Genomic DNA, 14,007 nt, shown 5'->3' with positions numbered 1-14,007 from the left:
GCACGCCCCTCACCCCGCGGCGGCGTGCCCCTCGGCGTCGGTCCGGGCCAGACTGCGGGCCCTGCGCGCCGGGCCGCGCCATCCGCAGACGCAGCGGGCCACGCAGAAACGGCCCTGTTCGACGGTCGTCGTGCGGTGCTCCTGCGGTAATACCGCCTCGTCGTGCTGTGCCACACGGTGACGTTACCCAAGGCAGGTGAACGTCTCACCAACTCGCGTCCCCGCACGTGGCGGAGGCACCCGCGTGACGACCGCCCCTACCCGTCGTTAACCGAACGGCAGGAGGACCCGGTACGGACCGGCACGGGGGTTTGCGGGCGATGGTGACGCGGCGGCACAGCAGGGCGGGCTCGGTGGTCGTCGCGGCGGGACTCCTCGTCTCTCCCCTGGGCTGCGCACCCGGCGCCCCCGGCGACGACCCCGCCGCCTCCGACCCCGTCGACCTCCTCCACCGCGCCGCCCCCACCCTCGTCCGCGCGGGCAGTTCCAAGACCCGTACGGAGATGGAGATGGCGACGGGCGGCACCCGCGTCACCATCCACGGCGAGGGCGTCTACGACTACGGCAGACAGCTCGGCCGGCTGAAGGTGCTGCTGCCGCAGGACCCGGCCGGCACCAGCGAGCACCACCCCATCACCGAACTCCTCACCCCCGGCGCGCTGTTCATGAAGAACCGGGGCGCGGGTGTCCCCGCCGACAAATGGGTCCGCGTCGACACCGGCACCCTCTCCGACGGCAACCTGGTCACCGGCGGCGCCACCGACCCGCTCGCCGCCGCCGAGGTGCTGCGCGGCGCCCGCTCCGCGACCTACGTCGGGCGGGCCGAGATCGACGGCACCCCCGTGAGCCACTACCGCGGCACCGCCGACCTCACCGCCGCCTCCCGCGCCGCCTCCGCGGGCAACCGGGCCCCACTGCGCGCCGCGGCCCGTGGGTTCGCCACCGCCACGGTCCCCTTCGACGCGTACCTCGACGACGAGGGCCGGATCCGCAAGGTCCGCCACCGGTTCAGCTTCGTCAACGGCCGACAGCAGGACTCGGTGGCCGTCGCCTCGACGACCCTGCTGTACGACTTCGGCGTCCACGTCACGGTACGGCTGCCGCGACCGGAGGACATCTACGCGGGGAAGATCGCGGAGGACTAGGGCCCCCGGCGGTCCGGGGCACGCCCTCGGGGAAAGTGCGGGGCCGGAAATGGCCCGTTGGTGCCATGCGCGGCCTGTGGGCCGCTGCCTACCCTAGGAAGTCGGTGACGGCGGAGAAGAGGTGATGCGCGTGGCTCCGGCAGGCGGTACGGCGGTCCATGACCACGTGGCCCTCGCCGAGATCGAGCTCTGCGGTGAACTGATCATCGCCGCCTCGGCCACCGACGGGGACCGCCTCAGCCCCGACCGCATCGACGAAGTCCTCCGCGTGGGGGAAGAGCGCGCCCAGGACGCCCCGTAGCCCTCCCCCGAGCAGACGACGGTGGCCGAAACTCGATCACCGGACGGCCGGGCGGCGCTCAGGTCCGCAGCAGCCGGCCGATGGCCTTCGTGGCCTCCTCCACCTTCGCGTCGACCTCGGCACCCCCCTTGAGGGCCGCGTCGGCGACGCAGTGCCGCAGGTGTTCCTCCAGCAGTTGCAGCGCGAAGGACTGCAGGGCCTTGGTGGAGGCGGAGACCTGCGTGAGTATGTCGATGCAGTAGACGTCCTCGTCGACCATCCGCTGGAGCCCTCGGATCTGACCCTCGATGCGCCTCAGCCGCTTGAGATGCTCGCCCTTCTGCTGGTGATACCCATGGATTCCATGGTCGTGGTCGGTCACGACAGGCGGCTCCACGGCGTCCGCGACGGAGGGCGCTTCCGCGCCGGCCCCGGTGGTCGTCATCGCGTCCTCCAGACATATACCCCTACTGGGTATATCGTAACGAACTTTGGCGGGTATATGGCCTCCGGGCAGCCCCCCTGTCGACGCCGTTGCCTGATGGGCGACACTGGGGGACGGCCCATTAGCCGTGGCCGGATGATGCACTTAGCATCACCCTGACCGAAACCGATGCACCCCGAGGACCCCTTGTGCGCTTTCGTCTGACCCCCAGGGAGACGAGCTTCTACGACATGTTCGCCGCCTCCGCGGACAACATCGTCACAGGCTCGAAGCTCCTCATGGAACTGCTCGGGGCGGACACGTCTGCCCGGGCCGAGATCGCGGAGCGCATGCGGGCAGCCGAGCACGCCGGTGACGACGCCACCCATGCGATCTTCCACCAGCTGAACTCCTCGTTCATCACACCGTTCGACCGCGAGGACATCTACTCCCTCGCGTCGTCCCTCGACGACATCATGGACTTCATGGAGGAGGCCGTCGACCTGGTCGTCCTCTACAGCGTCGAGGACCTCCCGAAGGGCGTCGAGCAGCAGATCGAGGTCCTGGCACGCGCGGCCGAACTGACGGCCGAGGCGATGCCCAACCTCCGCACCATGGACAACCTCACCGAGTACTGGATCGAGGTGAACCGGCTGGAGAACCAGGCGGACCAGATCCACCGCAAGCTGCTCGCCCATCTCTTCAGCGGCAAGTACGACGCCATCGAGGTCCTGAAGCTCAAGCAGATCGTGGATGTGCTGGAGGAGGCGGCGGACGCCTTCGAGCACGTGGCCAACACGGTGGAGACCATCGCGGTCAAGGAGTCCTGAGCCCTTCATGGACACCTTCGCTCTGGTCGTGACCATCGGGGTCGCGCTCTTCTTCACGTACACCAACGGCTTCCACGACTCCGCGAACGCGATCGCGACCTCGGTCTCGACCCGGGCACTCACCCCACGCGCGGCCCTCGCCATGGCCGCGGTCATGAACCTCGTGGGCGCCTTCCTGGGCAGCGGGGTCGCCAAGACCGTCAGCGAGGGGCTGATCTCCACGCCGGAGGGCTCGAAGGGGATGGGCATCCTCTTCGCCGCCCTCGTCGGCGCGATCACCTGGAACCTCGTCACCTGGTACTTCGGCCTGCCGTCCTCCTCCAGCCACGCGCTGTTCGGCGGCATGGTGGGCGCGGCCCTCGCGGGCGGAACGACGGTCTACTGGTCCGGCGTCCTGGAGAAGGTCGTCATCCCGATGTTCGTCTCCCCGGTGGTCGGCCTGGTCGTCGGCTACCTGGTGATGGCGGCGATCATGTGGATCTTCCGCCGGGCCAACCCGCACAAGGCCAAGCACGGCTTCCGTATCGCGCAGACCGTGTCGGCGGCCGGCATGGCCCTCGGCCACGGTCTCCAGGACGCCCAGAAGACGATGGGCATCGTGGTGATGGCCCTGGTCATCGCGGACGTCGAGGACTACGGCGACCCGATCCCGATCTGGGTGAAGATCGTCTGTGCCGTCATGCTGTCCCTCGGCACGTACGCGGGCGGCTGGCGCATCATGCGCACCCTGGGCCGCAAGATCATCGAACTGGACCCGCCGCAGGGCTTCGCCGCGGAGACCACCGGCGCGTCGATCATGTTCATCACGGCCTTCATCTTCAAGGCCCCCATCTCGACGACCCACATCATCACCTCGGCGATCATGGGTGTCGGCGCCACCAAGCGGGTGAACGCGGTCCGCTGGGGCGTCGCCAAGAACATCGTCCTCGGCTGGTTCATCACCATGCCGGCGGCCGCCGTCGTCGCCGCGGCCAGCTTCTGGATAGTGAACCTGGCGTTCCTCTGACGGGAACACCGTCGGAAAAGGGCGCGGGCCCGTCCCCCGGGAGTTGGGGGACGGGCCCTTTACCTACCTCGTGGCGGCACCGCCATGCAGCACCACGAGGGGTTCCCGAGGCCGGACGGAAGCCGGGACGACGGCTCCCTCCGGCCGAGCCGGCGGCCTAGCCGAAGCGGCCGGAGATGTAGTCCTCCGTGGCCTGCACCGACGGGTTGGAGAAGATCCGCTCGGTGTCGTCGATCTCGATCAGCTTGCCCGGCTGCCCGACGGCCGCCAGGTTGAAGAACGCCGTACGGTCCGAGACACGGGCCGCCTGCTGCATGTTGTGCGTCACGATGACGATCGTGAACCGTTCCTTCAGCTCACCGATGAGGTCCTCGATGGCGAGCGTGGAGATCGGGTCCAGGGCCGAGCAGGGCTCGTCCATGAGCAGCACGTTCGGCTCGACCGCGATCGCCCGGGCGATGCAGAGCCGCTGCTGCTGACCGCCGGAGAGCCCGGAGCCCGGCTTGCCCAGGCGGTCCTTGACCTCGTTCCAGAGGTTGGCGCCCTTGAGGGACTTCTCGACGACGTCGTCCATCTCGGACTTCTTCTTGCCGCCGACGAGCTTCAGACCGGCCGCCACGTTGTCGTAGATCGACATCGTCGGGAACGGGTTGGGGCGCTGGAACACCATGCCGACCTCACGCCGCACCGACACCGGGTCGACCCCGGCGCCGTACAGGTCCTCGTCGTCGAGCATGACCTTGCCCTCGACGCGGCCACCCGGCGTGACCTCGTGCATCCGGTTCAGGGTGCGCAGGAAGGTGGACTTGCCGCAGCCGGAGGGGCCGATGAAGGCCGTCACGGTGCGGGGCTCGACGGTCATCGAGATGTCCTCGATGGCCCGGAAGGAACCGTAATAGGCGTTGAGGCCGCTGACGTCGATTCGCTTGGCCATGTGAATCACTGCTTCTTTCGCGAGGAATTCGCGGGGAATTCGCTGGGGAACTGGTCGCTGTATGGCCGCGTCAGCGACCGGTCTTGGGAGCCTTCCAGCGGGCGATGCCGCGGGCCGCCAGGTTCAGGATCATGATGAAGGCGATGAGTGTCAGGGCCGCCGCCCACGCACGGTCGTACGCCGCTCCGGAGCCGCCGCTGTTGGCGTACTGCAGGTAGATGTACATCGGCAGTGACGCCTGCGGGTCGGAGAAGGGGTTCGAGTTGATGAAGTTCGAACCCCACACCAGCAGCAGGACCGGGGCGGTCTCACCGGCGATACGGGCGACCGCGAGCATCACACCCGTCGTGATACCGCCGATCGCGGTCGGGAGCACCACCTTGAGGATCGTGCGCCACTTCGGCACGCCCAGCGCCAGCGAGGCCTCGCGCAGCTCGTTCGGGACGAGCTTGAGCATCTCCTCGGTGGAGCGGACGACGACCGGCAGCATCAGGATGGTCAGCGCCATCGCGCCGGCGAAACCGGAGGGGCCCATGTCCAGGATCAGGATCCAGGTACTGAGGATGAACAGGCCCGCGACGATCGACGGGACACCCGTCATGACGTCGACGAAGAAGGTGACGGCCTTGGCGAGCTTGCCGCGGCCGTACTCGACCAGGTAGATCGCGGTCAGCACACCGATCGGCACGGAGATCAGGGTGGCGAGACCGACCTGCTCCAGGGTGCCGAGGATGGCGTGGTAGATGCCGCCGCCGGGCTCGGTGTCGGCGACCACGCCCATCGAGTGCGTGAGGAAGTAGGTGTCGAGGACCTTCACACCGCGGCTGACGGTCTCCCAGACGAGGGAGGCCAGCGGGATGACGGCGAGGAGGAACGCGACCCAGACGACGCTGGTCGCGACCCGGTCCTTGGCCTGTCGCTTGCCCTCGACGCGGGCGGCGATGCCGAACGTCCCGGCGACGAAGAGGACGCCCGCGATCAGTGCCCACTGGATGGAGCTCTCCAGGCCCAGGGCGGCGGAGACGCCGAGGCCCAGGGCGACGGAGGCGGCGGCGACCGCCCAGGAGAACCACTTGGGCAGGGACGCGGCGCGCAGGGTGCTGGGGCGCCGGTCGGAGAGAGTTGCGTTGCTCATGCGTTGGCCCCCGAGAACTCCTTGCGGCGGGCGATGATCAGGCGGGCCGCGCCGTTGACCAGCAGGGTGATGACGAACAGGACCAGACCGGAGGCGATGAGCGCGTCCCGGCCCATCTCGGTGGCCTCGCTGAACTTGCTGGCGATGTTCTGGGCGAAGGTGCCGCCACCCGGGTCGAGCAGGCTGAGGTTGATCTCGAAGCTGGAGGACAGGACCATCGCGACGGCCATCGTCTCGCCGAGGGCGCGGCCGAGGCCGAGCATCGAGGCGGAGATGACACCGGAGCGCCCGAAGGGCAGGACGGCCATGCGGATGACCTCCCAGCGGGTGGCGCCGAGGGCCAGCGCGGCCTCCTCGTGCATCTGGGGGACCTGGCGGAAGACCTCGCGGCTCACGTTGGTGATGATCGGCAGGATCATGATCGCGAGCAGGATGCCGACGGTGAGCATCGAACGGGGCGCGCCGCCCTGCCATTCGAAGACGCCGGTCCAGCCGAGGTAGTCGTTCAGCCAGCCGTAGAGGCCGTCGAGTTGCGGGACGAGCACGAGGGCGCCCCAGAGGCCGTACACGATGGACGGCACGGCGGCGAGCAGGTCGACCACGTACGCGATGGGGCCGCCCAGCCTGCGGGGGGCGTAGTGCGTGATGAACAGGGCGATACCGACGGCGACCGGGACCGCGATGGCCATCGCGATGATCGACGACACGATGGTGCCGAAGGCCAGCACCGCGATACCGAAGACCGGCGGGTTGCCGGTGGGGTTCCACTCGAAGGTGGTGAAGAAGTTGCCCTCGTCCTTGCCGATCGCGAGCACGGCGCGGTAGCTGAGGAACACGGCGATGGCCGCCATGATCGCCAGCAGGAAGATGCCGGAGCCGCGGGAGAGGCCGAGGAAGATCCGGTCGCCGGGGCGGGTGGCGCCGCGGGCGGCGCGCTTCTCCTCCGCGGCGGGCGGCGGCGGTGTGGAGGGGAGTGGAGTGTCTTTGGTCGTGGATATGTCCATCAGGTTCTCCGGTCTGCGGAGCCGTCGTCGTGCGGACGGCGACTCGGGGCGGAGCCGTCCGCGGTGGCGGAACGGCTCCTGGCGGCGGTGCACCGGACGGTGCGGCCCAGTCCCGGTGGGGGCTGGGCCGCACTCAGGTCAGCTCAGGCCCGAGATGGTGCTGCGGACCTTGGTGATGATCTCCTCGGGCATCGGGGCGTAGCCGGCGTCGGCGAGCAGGCCCTGACCGTCCTCGGAGGCGATGTAGGTGAGGAAGGACTTGGTGGCGGGCAGGGTGTCCGCCTTGTTGCCCTTGTCACAGACGATCTCGTAGGTGACGAGGGTGATCGGGTAGGCGCCCTCGGCGGTCGGCGTGTAGTTCAGCTTCAGCGCGAGGTCCTTGCCGGTGCCCACGACCTGGGCCTCGGAGATGGCCTTGGTGGCGTTCTCGACGGTCGCCTTGACCGGCTCGGTGGCGCCGGTCTTGATGTCGACCGTGCTCATGCCGTCCTTGGCGTAGGAGAGCTCCATGTAGGAGATGGCGCCCTTGGTCTCCTTCACGCCCTGCGCGACACCGGAGGAGCCCTGCGCGGACTGGCCGCCCTTGGCCTGCCACGCCTTGCCGCCCTCGTACTTCCACTGGTCGGGAGCGGCGGCGATCAGGTACTTGGTGAAGTTGTCCGTGGTGCCGGACTCGTCCGAGCGGTGGTACGGCTGGATCTTGAGGTCGGGCAGCTTCGCGTCGGGGTTCAGCGCCGCGATGGCCTTGTCGTTCCAGTTGGTGATCTTGCTGTCGAAGATCAGGGCGAGGGTCTTGGCGTCCAGGACCAGGCCGTCGACGCCCGGGACGTTGTAGCCGACCGCGATCGGGCCGCCGACCATCGGCAGGTCGATGCCCTGACCGCCCTTGCAGACCTCCTTGGAGGCGGTGACCTCTTCCGGCTTCAGCGCGGAGTCGGAACCGGCGAAGGCGACCTGGCCCTGGGTGAACGCGGTGATACCGGCGCCCGAACCGCTGCCCTTGTAGTTGATCTGGACGCTCTTGCAGGAGGCCGTGTACTGCTTGACCCAGGCGTCGATGGCGTTCTTCTGCGCGGAAGAGCCGTCAGCCAGCAGCTGGCCCTTGGCGTCGCCGCAGTCGATCTTGCTGTTGGCCGGCGCCGTGCTGCCGCCCGCGTTGCTGCCGCCCGTGTCGTCCGACCCACAAGCCGTCAGGGTCAGGGCGCCGGTGACGGCGACAGCACCGAGAGAAAGGGCGCGCAGCCGGTTCTTGCGCTGAAGCTTCACTTTCGGGGGTTCCTTCCAGGAGCCGCCGTCCACATGGCGGCGTGCGAAGTCGTCGTATCAGCCTCAGGAGTGCATCTTGCGGGCACCGTCGTCCCTCAGGCTGCTGTCGTCACGGGAGGCGGGGCCGCGTTCTCGGCCCCATCCCGCACCGGGTAAGGCCGAAATTAGGCAGATCAGGTGAAGCCGCCGATGGACGGAAGTGAACGGCGAGTGAACCCCTGCCGACAGTGCGGTGAGGTAACGGAATGCTTACGGCGGCCACCCCCCTCTGGACCGAACACCCACGCGCACTGACACCCTGCGGTGCGGGGTCGATCGGCATCTATGCAATTCGCAGGTGGAGAAATCCTCAATAAAAGGAAACTCCACGCATACCAGACACGTCCACCCGGACTGGGCAGAGGGCTCGGGGAACCGCGCGGGAAACCAGCAGGCGCCCGCACACGCGCGACGACTTCGGGAACCCGAGCTCATGGACGTCCCCGATCCGGCAGGCACCCGAAGGCGCGCGGCGGCGGAGGGAACCCCACCCCCACCAACCCCCGTCTCGTCTCACGACCCCAACTCGCGGCGCACTGGGAGGCGCACATGGAACGGCGTACGTTCATCGGCGGCGGTGCGGCCGCACTCACCGCACTGACCACCTCGGCCTGCAGCTCCACAGGCGGCTCCGACGCCTCGGCCACGGCCACGAACGCCTCCCTGCGGACGACGGCCCACGGCGCGGGCTCGAAGCCCACGGCGGTCAACTGGGCCGCCCTCGCCCGCGACCTCGACGGGCCGCTCGTCCGCCCCGGCGACAAGGCGTGGACGACGGCCCGTCAGCTCTACAACACCCGATTCGACACCCTGAAGCCCACCGCCGTCGCCTATGTCGCCCACCCCGACGACATCCGCACCACCCTCGCCTACGCCAGGGCCCACGACCTCAAGGTCGCGATACGCAACGGCGGCCACTCCTACGCCGGCTGGTCCTCCGGCAACGGCCGGCTGATAGTCGACGTCTCCAAGCTCAACAAGGTCGGCGCCTCCGGCGGCGAGGCCGTGATCGGCGCCGGCGCGAAGCTCATCGACGTCTACCGCGCGCTCGCCGCCAAGGGCGTCACCATCCCCGCCGGCTCCTGCCCCACCGTCGGCGTCTCCGGCCTCACCCTCGGCGGCGGCCACGGGGTGACGTCCCGCGCCTACGGCCTGACCTGCGACAGCCTCACCCAGGCCACCCTCATCACCGCGGACGGCAAGCAGCTCGTGGCGAACGCCACCACCAACCAGGACCTCTTCTGGGCCCTGCGCGGCGCCGGCAACGGCAACTTCGGCGTGGTCACCGAACTCCGCTTCAAGACCCACGCGGCCCCTCCCGGCGTCACCGCGTACCTCACCTGGCCCTGGTCCAGGGCCGCCGCCGTCCTGAAGGCGTGGCAGGAGTGGGGGCCCGCCCAGGCCGACGAGATCTGGTCGTCGTGCCACATCGCGAAGTCGGCCGGCGGCAACCCGACCGTCTCCGTCGCCGCCTTCTCCCTCGGCACCTACGGCGAGCTCCAGAACGCCGTCGACCGGCTCGCCGACCGGGTGGGCGCCCCGGCCCGCAGCGTCTCCCTCAAGCGCCGTACGTACGAGGACGCCATGGAGGGCTACGCGGGCTGCGGGTCCTTCGCCGAGGACGCCCAGTGCCATCTGCCCGGCACGACGCCCGGCCGCTCGCCCAAGGGCAGGCTGGGGCGTGAGACGTACGCCGCCCGCTCGGACTTCTTCGACCGCTCGATCTCCTCGGCGGGCATCCAGACCCTGCTGACCCGGATCACCGGAGTGAAGGGCGGCGCGGGCAGCATCGCCCTCACCGCGCTCGGCGGCCAGGTGAACCGCGTCTCGCCGACGGCGACGGCCTTCGTCCACCGCCGCTCGCGGATGCTGGCCCAGTACCTCGTCTCCTGGAAGCCCGGCACCTCCGGCACGGCCGCCCAGTCCTGGCTGGACGGCGCCCACAAGTCGATGTCCCGCCACGCCTCCGGCGCCGCCTACCAGAACTACACCGACCCCACCCTCACGGACTGGAGGAAGGCGTACTACGGGGACGCGGCCGGCCGGCTGACCACCCTGAAGAAGAAGTACGACCCCAAGCGCTTCTTCACCTTCCCGCAGGCCCTGTAGCGCTCACCGGGGCCCGCGGCGGCCCCATGACGACGGCCCCCTCACCGGCACGCGGTGAGGGGGCCGTTCGGCCGTGTCGGGCCGGCGGTCGCGGCTACGCAGCCAGGTCCCGCTCCTCCGTGGAGGACGTCTCGACCCGCGCGCCCGGGATCACCGCGCGCTGACCGTCACGCCCGCGCGCCCGGACGAGCCACCCCACGCGGGGCGACCGCTCGATGGCCTTCATCAGCGGCGTCAGCAGCGCCATGGCGAGCGGCGAGAGGAGCAGGGCGACCGCGGTGCCGAGCGCGAAGCCGCCGATCACGTCGGTCGGGTAGTGCACGCCCATGTAGACCCGGATGAAACCGCCGAGGAGGCCGATGACGAGGCCGATCAGGCCGAACTTCCGGTTGGCGACGAAGAGTCCGACCGCCATCGCCATGATCAGGGTCGCGTGATCGCTCACGAAGGAGTAGTCGGTCTTGCCGGAGACGAGCACCTCCAGCCCCTCGTGGTCGAGGAAGGGCCTGGGCCGCTCGACGAACCCCCGTATCGGCACGTTGATCAGTACGGCGATACCGGCGGCCAGCGGCGCCCACGCCAGCGCGGCCACGGACGAGGCCGCGTCCTCGCCACCGCGCTTGCGCACGCCCCACCAGCACCACAGGATCAGCAGCACCATGGCGAACAGCAGGCCGTACTCGCCGACGAACTCCATGACCCGGTCGAGCCAGGTCGGGGCGTCCTTGGCCAGGCCATTGATGTCGTAGAGCAGCTCGACGTCGGGATTGGATCCGGAATCAGCGGCAAGTGCGGCATGCGCGGCGAGTCCAGCCATCGTGCTGCGGCCCTTTCGTCATCGTTCTCGCGACCGCACCCGTACGTGCGCCGCGCTGTTGCCACCCCCGTGGTGTCCGTAGGCGTCAACGCGCTACGTCAAATAGGAACGCACACTTCTCTCCAATGCGTTCCACCCTCCACTGAATGATCACTCAGACGTTATCGAAGAGAGACGCGTCGCCGCAGCTCAGGGCAGGGGTTCACGGAGAATTACGGACCCGTCAGACGGTCTTGGGCAGCGCTTTCGCGCCATCTTCGGTGACCCGGGTGGCCCCGAAGTAGTCGGGGGTGTCAATCGGGTCGAACCGGATGACCGCGCCCGGCCGCGGGGCGTTGATCATATATCCGCCCCCCACATAAATCCCGACGTGCCGAATGGCGCGGGAGTTGGTGAGATCGTCGGAGAAGAAGACGAGATCACCCGGCAGCAGCTCCTCCCGCGAGGGGTGCGGCCCGGCGTTGTACTGATCGTTCGCGACACGGGGCAGCGTGATCCCCACACTCGCGTACGCCGCCTTCGTCAGCCCCGAGCAGTCGAAGCGTCCACCCTGGTCAGCGGTGCCGTTGCCGCCCCAGAGGTAGAGCGTGCCGAGCTTCTTCTGGGCGTACGCGATGGCGCCCGCCGCCTGCTCGCTCGGATCGACACGGCTCGTGGGCGCGGCGAAGCTCTCCGACAGCGTCGTGATCGTCCTGACGTAGTTCTGGGTCTCCTTGTACGGCGGGACGCCCCCGTACTTGATGACGGCGTACGCGCCCGCGTTGTAGGAAGCGAGCATGTTCGCGGTCGGATCTCCGGGTACGTCCTTCACGTACGAGGCGAGCTTGCAGTCGTACGAGGCGGCCGACGGAATCGCGTCATTCGGGTCCCAGACGTCACGGTCGCCGTCCCCGTCACCGTCCAGCCCGTGCGACGCCCACGTCCCCGGAATGAACTGCGCGATCCCCTGGGCCGCGGCGGGGCTCTGCGCCTTCGGGTTGAACCCGCTCTCCTGGTACAGCTGGGCCGCCAGCAACGCCGGATTGATGGCGTCGCACAGATTGCCCCATTTCTGCACGAGAGGCTGGTACGCCGCGGGAACGGCACCCTTGGCCAGCCCGACGGCCTTTCCGCCGACCCCGCTCGCGAGGTTCCCGGCGACCAGATAGACACCGACGACCAGCACCATGACGAAAGCGAGTCCGGCGCCGACAGCGGAGATCACCACGATCCATGCCTTACGCACCGTCAACCGCCCCTCACCGCCCGCGAGTCCGCCGACGGTAAGTGTAGAGGCGGCCCTCCTTCTTAGGAATGATCACTCAGGGCACTCCGTCCCCTTCGTCCACAAGGAGAACCGCCATGCCCGACATCCCCCCGGATCTCGACTGGATCCGCGCGGCCCCCGAGGACGCCACCGGCCCCGGCCCCTGGTTCGAGCTGGCCTTCGGCGAGGGGGACGGCGAGGACGATCCGGAGGCCCCCGTCTACATCCGCGAGACCAGCGCCCCCGAGGTCGTCGTCACCACCAACCGCCGCAAGTGGGACGCGTTCGTCCTGGGCGTCCAGGCAGGGGAGTTCGACCATTTCGTGGCGGGGGTGCAGGGGTTCGAGCCGACCCCGGGGGCGGACGGGACGCCGGGCGCGGCCGAGGCGCCGGACACGACCGACTAGCAGGCCGGCAGCCCGGTGGCCCGCGGGCGCGGCGCGCCACTCCCGCGCAGTACTCTGCTGAAGTGTCCCACACGTAGTACTACGCATGGAGTGGTGTGAATGGTGAGACGGAACGACCAGCGCCGCGCCGCCCTCGTCGACGCGGCGATCGAGGTCCTGGCCAGGGAAGGCGCCCGCGGCCTCACCTTCCGCGCGGTGGACGCCGAAGCCGCCGTCCCGGGCGGCACCGCGTCCAACTACTTCGCCAACCGCGACGACCTCCTCACCCAGGCCGGCGCCCGCGTCTACGAGCGGCTCCAGCCCGACGAGGCCACCATCGCCCGCCAGCGGGCCGCCGGCCGCGACCGGGAGACGTACGTGGAGCTGATGCGCGAACTCGTCGGCCGGATCGCCTCCTTCCGCACCGGCTACCTCGCACTGCTCGAACTCCGTCTGGAGGCGACCCGCCGCCCCGAGCTGCGCAAGGTCCTCACCGAACGCGTCCGCGCCGACGTCGACGCCAACGTCGCCTACCACGAGGCGTCCGGCCTCCCCGGCGACGCCATGGCCGTCAAACTCCTCATGCTCACCCTGAACTGGCTGATCGTCGAACAGCTCACCCTCCCCGACGTCTTCTCGGAGGCCGAGCGGGAGCAGCTGGTGACCGCCGCGGTCGAACGCGTCGTCATCGCCGAGTAGACGGCCGCCCGGAGCCGGGTGCGCCGTCCGGCTCGCCCGGCGCCCGCACCCGGGACAGCAGTAGCGTCCGCCGCTCCCGGTCGACCTCGACGACGGCCACCGTCACCTCCTCCCCCTTCACCCCGAGCCCCTCGGGAGCCGCCGGGCGCTCCGCCGTGGGCCCGGCCGGCCGGACGAGCCCCTGGACCCCGTCGGCGACCTCCACGAACACCCCGAACGGGACCGCCTTGGTGACCCGCCCGCGCAGCACCTGCCCCACCGCGACCGCGTCGGCGAACTCCTGGAACGGGTCCGGCAGCAGCGCCCGCAAGGACAGCCGCGCCTCGCCGTTGCTGGTGTCGAAGTACAGGAACGCGCCGGACACCCGCTCCCCGACCCGTACGACGTCCGAGGGGTCCTCGAAGTACCGCCAGGAGAGCTCAGGGAAGGTGACGAACCCGACGCCGGGGTGGATCGGATGCGCCGGCCCCTCGTCCAGCGCCACGAACACGCCGAAGCTCTCGATCGAGGCGACCGTGCCGCTCAGCACCCGCCCCGCCCGAAGCCCCCTCAGAAACCGCCAGAGCAGCGGGTGTCGGGTGGCCGCCGTCGACATCCGCACCTCACCCCGGTCCGGATCGACCCCGATCACCTCACCCGTGACCCGCCGCCCCACAACCAGGTCCGCCTCCGCCCGCGGCCCCCACG

Annotated in this window: 15 protein-coding genes; 7 read left to right on the top strand and 8 right to left on the bottom strand. The window is 69.6% G+C overall.

Annotated features, from left to right (window positions below):
• Window positions 1–320 precede the first annotated feature (320 nt).
• Window positions 321–1,145 carry an SCO4651 family lipoprotein gene (locus AOK15_RS21270; protein ID WP_055519259.1) on the top strand — a complete coding sequence of 275 codons (825 nt, stop codon included), beginning with the start codon at window positions 321–323 and terminating at the stop codon, window positions 1,143–1,145.
• A gap of 130 nt (window positions 1,146–1,275) precedes the next feature.
• On the top strand, window positions 1,276–1,446 hold the full coding sequence (locus AOK15_RS45705) for a hypothetical protein (RefSeq protein ID WP_167738840.1): 171 nt from the start codon (window positions 1,276–1,278) through the stop codon (window positions 1,444–1,446).
• Between the two features lie 58 nt (window positions 1,447–1,504).
• Here the strand turns inward: AOK15_RS45705 and AOK15_RS21265 are convergent, their stop codons facing one another.
• Window positions 1,505–1,870 carry a metal-sensitive transcriptional regulator gene (locus tag AOK15_RS21265; protein ID WP_055519257.1) on the bottom strand — a complete coding sequence of 122 codons (366 nt, stop codon included), beginning with the start codon at window positions 1,868–1,870 and terminating at the stop codon, window positions 1,505–1,507.
• A gap of 188 nt (window positions 1,871–2,058) precedes the next feature.
• Here AOK15_RS21265 and AOK15_RS21260 point away from each other — a divergent pair, with 188 nt between their 5' ends.
• Window positions 2,059–2,679: a DUF47 domain-containing protein gene (locus AOK15_RS21260; protein WP_055519254.1), complete on the top strand. Its 621-nt coding sequence runs from the start codon at window positions 2,059–2,061 to the stop codon at window positions 2,677–2,679.
• 7 nt (window positions 2,680–2,686) lie between these two features.
• Window positions 2,687–3,685, top strand: a complete 999-nt coding sequence (locus AOK15_RS21255; RefSeq protein ID WP_055519252.1) for an inorganic phosphate transporter — start codon at window positions 2,687–2,689, stop codon at window positions 3,683–3,685.
• 157 nt (window positions 3,686–3,842) lie between these two features.
• On the opposite strand, the gene pstB is transcribed toward AOK15_RS21255, so the two are convergent.
• From pstB to pstS, 4 genes are all read right to left on the bottom strand, one after another.
• Complete coding sequence (gene pstB / locus AOK15_RS21250; RefSeq protein ID WP_055519251.1) at window positions 3,843–4,619, bottom strand: phosphate ABC transporter ATP-binding protein PstB; 777 nt, start codon at window positions 4,617–4,619, stop codon at window positions 3,843–3,845.
• 70 nt (window positions 4,620–4,689) lie between these two features.
• Entirely contained in the window at window positions 4,690–5,754 is a 1,065-nt protein-coding gene (gene pstA / locus AOK15_RS21245) for a phosphate ABC transporter permease PstA (protein WP_055519249.1), read from the bottom strand.
• Window positions 5,751–6,758 carry a phosphate ABC transporter permease subunit PstC gene (pstC, locus tag AOK15_RS21240; RefSeq protein ID WP_055519246.1) on the bottom strand — a complete coding sequence of 336 codons (1,008 nt, stop codon included), beginning with the start codon at window positions 6,756–6,758 and terminating at the stop codon, window positions 5,751–5,753. Before pstC ends, pstA begins: the two co-directional genes overlap by 4 nt.
• 138 nt (window positions 6,759–6,896) lie before the next feature.
• Window positions 6,897–8,024, bottom strand: coding sequence for a phosphate ABC transporter substrate-binding protein PstS (gene pstS / locus AOK15_RS21235; protein WP_055519244.1), 1,128 nt, complete (start codon window positions 8,022–8,024; stop codon window positions 6,897–6,899).
• A gap of 588 nt (window positions 8,025–8,612) precedes the next feature.
• On the opposite strand from pstS, the gene AOK15_RS21230 reads away from it, so the two are divergent.
• On the top strand, window positions 8,613–10,172 hold the full coding sequence (locus AOK15_RS21230; RefSeq protein ID WP_055519242.1) for an FAD-binding oxidoreductase: 1,560 nt from the start codon (window positions 8,613–8,615) through the stop codon (window positions 10,170–10,172).
• 94 nt (window positions 10,173–10,266) lie between these two features.
• On the opposite strand, the gene AOK15_RS21225 is transcribed toward AOK15_RS21230, so the two are convergent.
• Window positions 10,267–10,989, bottom strand: coding sequence for a phosphatase PAP2 family protein (locus AOK15_RS21225; RefSeq protein ID WP_055519240.1), 723 nt, complete (start codon window positions 10,987–10,989; stop codon window positions 10,267–10,269).
• Window positions 10,990–11,212: 223 nt separating this feature from the next.
• Entirely contained in the window at window positions 11,213–12,220 is a 1,008-nt protein-coding gene (locus AOK15_RS21220) for a C40 family peptidase (RefSeq protein WP_205632185.1), read from the bottom strand.
• Window positions 12,221–12,330: 110 nt separating this feature from the next.
• Between AOK15_RS21220 and AOK15_RS21215 the strand changes: the two genes are divergently transcribed.
• Entirely contained in the window at window positions 12,331–12,642 is a 312-nt protein-coding gene (locus tag AOK15_RS21215) for a hypothetical protein (RefSeq protein WP_055519237.1), read from the top strand.
• 99 nt (window positions 12,643–12,741) lie between these two features.
• Complete coding sequence (locus AOK15_RS21210) at window positions 12,742–13,320, top strand: TetR/AcrR family transcriptional regulator (protein WP_055519235.1); 579 nt, start codon at window positions 12,742–12,744, stop codon at window positions 13,318–13,320.
• Here AOK15_RS21210 and AOK15_RS21205 read toward each other — a convergent pair.
• Window positions 13,307–14,007, bottom strand: a 701-nt coding sequence (locus AOK15_RS21205) for a S1 RNA-binding domain-containing protein (protein WP_420876937.1), incomplete at its 5' end; no start/stop codon positions are given. The two genes, AOK15_RS21210 and AOK15_RS21205, sit on opposite strands and share 14 nt — an antisense overlap.

The sequence above is a fragment of the Streptomyces ossamyceticus genome (genome assembly GCF_001418475.1).
GTDB classification, from domain to species: Bacteria; Actinomycetota; Actinomycetes; order Streptomycetales; family Streptomycetaceae; genus Streptomyces; species Streptomyces ossamyceticus.
This window is presented reverse-complemented; position numbering and strand designations above follow the sequence as displayed.